This window comes from Caballeronia sp. BR00000012568055 (assembly GCF_029439455.1).
Classification (GTDB): domain Bacteria; phylum Pseudomonadota; class Gammaproteobacteria; order Burkholderiales; family Burkholderiaceae; genus Caballeronia.
The window spans coordinates 1-533 of sequence record NZ_JAQFVG010000219.1 but is presented as its reverse complement, the minus strand read 5'-3'; the positions used below and the strand labels follow the sequence as shown (position 1 = coordinate 533).

Annotated in this window: 1 pseudogene; it reads right to left on the bottom strand. The window is 62.5% G+C overall.

The features are described 5' to 3' along the window. A pseudogene (locus P7F28_RS10245) lies at window positions 1-131 on the bottom strand (hypothetical protein); the annotation flags it as partial. Between the last annotated feature and the right edge of the window lie 402 nt (window positions 132-533).

The window sequence follows — 533 nt, the reverse complement described above, 5'->3', positions numbered from 1 at the left end:
TCGACAAACTTTTCGCGCGGCATCCCGCACCGGTCGACGGCAATCTGCAAAACACGGCGCTCGATCGCGCGCACCTGCGCGACCTGCTGCTGCACGTCCGCGCAGAACCACCTGACTTTTGCCGCGTGTCGAAGCGGCGCCGGCTCTGCGGATCTGTTCAATGAACTGATCCAGATGATCTATCTCGCCTACTATGTTCAGGACGCGGGCTTTGGCGACACCGACTTGATCATCTACGCGCGCGCCGAGGCGGCCATGGAACGCGTTCTGCAACGCGCCGAACACTCCCGGGCCTGGACACTCGACGCCAACGACATCCCGCTTTTCGAGGCAGTGTTGCGACAATCGGATCGTCAGCTCGCAAACGCGCCAAGGCATGTTCATCTTGGCGCGCGTTACCGACTCGACTGTTTCGTGACCAGCGAACGAGCCTCGCCGCTGCGCGCTGCGGCAACCGGCCACTCAGTTGGCCACTAAGTCGGCCATTGAGCCGGCCTTGTGGGACGGGGCCTACCACGCCGGGAATCCAATTT